At 32.8% G+C, this 3,316-nt stretch carries 5 protein-coding genes; all 5 read left to right on the plus strand.

Annotated elements, in window-relative coordinates; genetic code table 11:
* Positions 1-1,176: hypothetical protein (locus ACW2QF_RS17795; protein WP_455717362.1), on the plus strand; the 1,176-nt coding region annotated here is incomplete at its 5' end.
* 69 nt (positions 1,177-1,245) lie between these two features.
* Positions 1,246-1,698: a hypothetical protein gene (locus tag ACW2QF_RS17800; protein ID WP_455717363.1), complete on the plus strand. Its 453-nt coding sequence runs from the start codon at positions 1,246-1,248 to the stop codon at positions 1,696-1,698.
* Positions 1,699-1,700: 2 nt separating this feature from the next.
* Positions 1,701-1,859 (plus strand): hypothetical protein, encoded by a 159-nt coding sequence (locus ACW2QF_RS17805; RefSeq protein WP_455717364.1) that lies wholly within the window; start codon positions 1,701-1,703, stop codon positions 1,857-1,859.
* A 10-nt stretch (positions 1,860-1,869) separates the two neighbouring features.
* Positions 1,870-2,424 carry a hypothetical protein gene (locus tag ACW2QF_RS17810; RefSeq protein ID WP_455717365.1) on the plus strand — a complete coding sequence of 185 codons (555 nt, stop codon included), beginning with the start codon at positions 1,870-1,872 and terminating at the stop codon, positions 2,422-2,424.
* Complete coding sequence (locus ACW2QF_RS17815; protein ID WP_455717366.1) at positions 2,411-3,259, plus strand: hypothetical protein; 849 nt, start codon at positions 2,411-2,413, stop codon at positions 3,257-3,259. Before ACW2QF_RS17810 ends, ACW2QF_RS17815 begins: the two co-directional genes overlap by 14 nt.
* The last annotated feature ends 57 nt before the right edge of the window (positions 3,260-3,316 follow it).

Genomic DNA, 3,316 nt, shown 5'->3' on the forward strand with positions numbered 1-3,316 from the left:
ACCTATGGTGATTCTTATATTATGGGTAAGTCAGCCTTTCTTAGTAATATGAATCATCTTAAAGAGGAGATACACAATGAAGTATTACGGAGAAAACGTATGAATCATGTATTTAGTGGGTTATTGTTTGTTACTGTATTTCCAATATTCTTTATGGAAGGTATACGTATATGGAGTATAGGGAATCTTCCGGAGCTAATAAAGTATTATGATGGAGGATATGGATTAATCATTAAATGTATAATGTGCATAGCCACTGTGATGGTTTTCCGATTGATACAGTATCTTATTGAACCCAAAGAATTGGTTAAAAGACCACATATTCATCTAGAAAAGCTTTGCAACATACCAAGAATTAAACAATTCTTATTAGAGAGTATTCATAGAAGAGAAGACAAGTGGAAGAAAGTATATCATAAACTTGTAAGTATATCTTCTAGTTATTCAGTGACACAATTTTTGTTTTTAAAGATTAGCTTCGCGGTTTTTTCTTGTATGATTACTAGTATTGTAATGATAATTATGAATCTTAGAGAAAGAAAGGTATCATTAATTACAACATCATTGCTATTTCATGAACAAGAGGTTGCTGTTGCAACTAGTGATCTGAATTATCTGCTAATTTTCTTATGTATTATTCTAATTACGTTATTCGCGTATTTTATCCCAGATATACAATTGATTGTTAAACTAGCATGTGGCAGTAGAGATGTAGAAGATGAATTAATGCGTCTACAAGCGGTGCTTATTATGTTGACTCCCATAAAGAGAATGACAGTAGAGACATTATTAGAGTGGCTTGCCTACGCAAGTGAGATATTCCTACCAGTAATACTTGAGTGTAACGATTGTTTTTTACAGGATAATGAGAAGGCGTTAGATACGCTATATCAATCTTGCAATAACGATTCTTTCAGGCACCTTGTAAAGAATCTAGAAGTTAGTGATCGAATAGGAATATATCCTGCATTTGAAGAGGTGCCCAGTGATTATACATACAATATTGAAAAAAGGAAGCAGGATAATGAGATACGTACAGATAATCAAGGTGCAATAGGGAAATTTATAGCTTTTTTACCGATGGCTATATTAATTGGTGGCTATCTAATTATTCCATTTATTCTAGAGAGCATATCTCAGTTTATGACCTATATCGGTCAGATGCAGGGTTTGTAGGTTCAGTTCTAGTAAGCCTTTTGGGGTATTAATTTAATTACATAATAAGAAAGTACAAGGAGGATTTTCATGGATAATAGTTTAAAAGGATTAATTTTAGCAGCAGGTACAATTATAACTTGTATCGTTATATCATTAGGATTTTATATATCAAGAGAAGCAAGGGATACAGCTGCAAGTGGTGCGGGACAGATTTCTAAGTTAAATGCAGAATTTAATGAAAGTGATAAAGTTATGTATGACGGTTTGAATGTATCGGGAAGTGAAGTTGTTAATGTAATTAATAAATTCAAAAATGGTGATATTTCAATTCAAGTAAATACTAAGAAATGTTCTACCTATTACGTTAATATTCTTGATGATAAACAGACAGAGATTATTGGAACTAGTAGTTCATCGGTTAAGACAGCTCAGAATTCTTTAAGTAACGTATATATCAATCCTAATGCTCAATTTTTAGGGAGTATTATACGAGACATAAACAACACTATTATTGGTATTATATTCTCACAGGTTAATTAAGTATGGAAAACGCAAGAGAATTATTAATAACTATGGCAGCAGTTACATGTTTTTGCATAGCAGTATCGCTTCTTGTCTATATCACCAAAACTTTGAATCATGAAGTAGATTTGATAAAAGAAAACATCTATGCACAACATGCAATTTATCCATATCGATGAGGTGGGTTGAATGAATGCATTTAGTAAGATTGTTGGCATATTAATAGCTGTTGTATTAATGTTTCTTTGTCCTATTCAATATACGGCACAGAAGCAAGACATTCTTATGCAGCAGTATGTGACAACAGAGACAAGTTATTTCATAGATTCTGTTAGAAATCTTGGATATGTAACGAAACAGATGTATGAGGAATATATGAGAAAAATTGATCTTGGTAACAATCTGTATGATGTTGAATTGACCCACTACCATGTGGTGTACTATAAGGAGGAGGGGGAACAAGTCGATGCGGATTATAATGAGACCTCATATTATGTAGGAGAGAAGGAAGAGACATATAGAAGATACATGTGTTATTACACACCAGATATTTTAGAGCAACTCTATACCAAGGAGAGTGAGTATAGTTATTTAATGAGCCAAGACGATTATCTTACTATTAAAGTGAAGCAAAAGAACAATACATTAGGAAAACGATTGCAGGAATTGTTTTTAGGTACAGATTACACAGATGGAAATTATGTTACTATTTATGGAGGGCTGATACGAGATGAAGCATATTAACTTAAGTATCGTATTTGTACTTATTATGGTAGCTGCATTTTTAATACTTAATCAAAAGACAGATACCGTAACAGCCATAACAAAGCTTCAGATGCAATATAACAATGCGGTTGATAATGCGGTATCAGATTCGTTCTTAAAAATTGTGGATCAAGATTCTATAGAATCTACCTCTATTGATTTTGCTACAGTAACAGATTCCTTTTTTAGATATCTAGCTTGGAATCTAGGCCTTGAAGCAGAATCTCTGAAAGCTAAGGCCCTACCAAACTATGTTCCTGTAATTGCATATATTGTTCAAGATGGAGTATATCTGGCGTATCATAAAATTGAGGGAGAGAATCCTCAAGTTGTTAAACAAACAGACAACATGAATGCCCTAGAATGGAATACAAGTATCGAGATAAGTAAACGGATTCCTTTTGAAAAAATTACGGATACCTATCAGATTCAATATACCCTTACGGATTACATAAGAGTTATTAACATAGATACTAAGGAAGAATGGGAAGGATATTATGTGGATTTGTTCGAACAGTTTCCAGGCTTATTACCAAGTACGCAAGAGAAATTTGATAAGGAGAGACGGTTAATTATTATTAATTGTATAACAGATTCAATGAATACATATATTGAAAGCCACAACGCAATAGCAAACCATTATGGTATTAAGTATCATATTTCCTTGCCGTATATAGAGAATGATGAGTGGTATCGAACAATTGATGATATTAGTATGTTAGTGCTATTTCAGGGATATCCGTATGGAAATGATACGTTAGGATATTATAATAGATTAGCATTAGGTGGGGCAAGAATTAGAAAGGTAGAGTAAGCATATAAGTGAATTTATAGGTAAATGACTTGTCAGGAACAAGGGAATGTCATAGCA

It is taken from the genome of Anaerosporobacter sp., from assembly GCF_965301125.1.

What these genes read in the sequence shown, in the direction of transcription:
- ACW2QF_RS17800 (WP_455717363.1), top strand. Translation starts at nt 1,246, where the DNA reads ATGGATAATAGTTTAAAAGGATTAATTTTAGCAGCAGGTACAATTATA.
- ACW2QF_RS17805 (WP_455717364.1), top strand. Translation starts at nt 1,701, where the DNA reads ATGGAAAACGCAAGAGAATTATTAATAACTATGGCAGCAGTTACATGT.
- ACW2QF_RS17810 (WP_455717365.1), top strand. Translation starts at nt 1,870, where the DNA reads ATGAATGCATTTAGTAAGATTGTTGGCATATTAATAGCTGTTGTATTA.
- ACW2QF_RS17815 (WP_455717366.1), top strand. Translation starts at nt 2,411, where the DNA reads ATGAAGCATATTAACTTAAGTATCGTATTTGTACTTATTATGGTAGCT.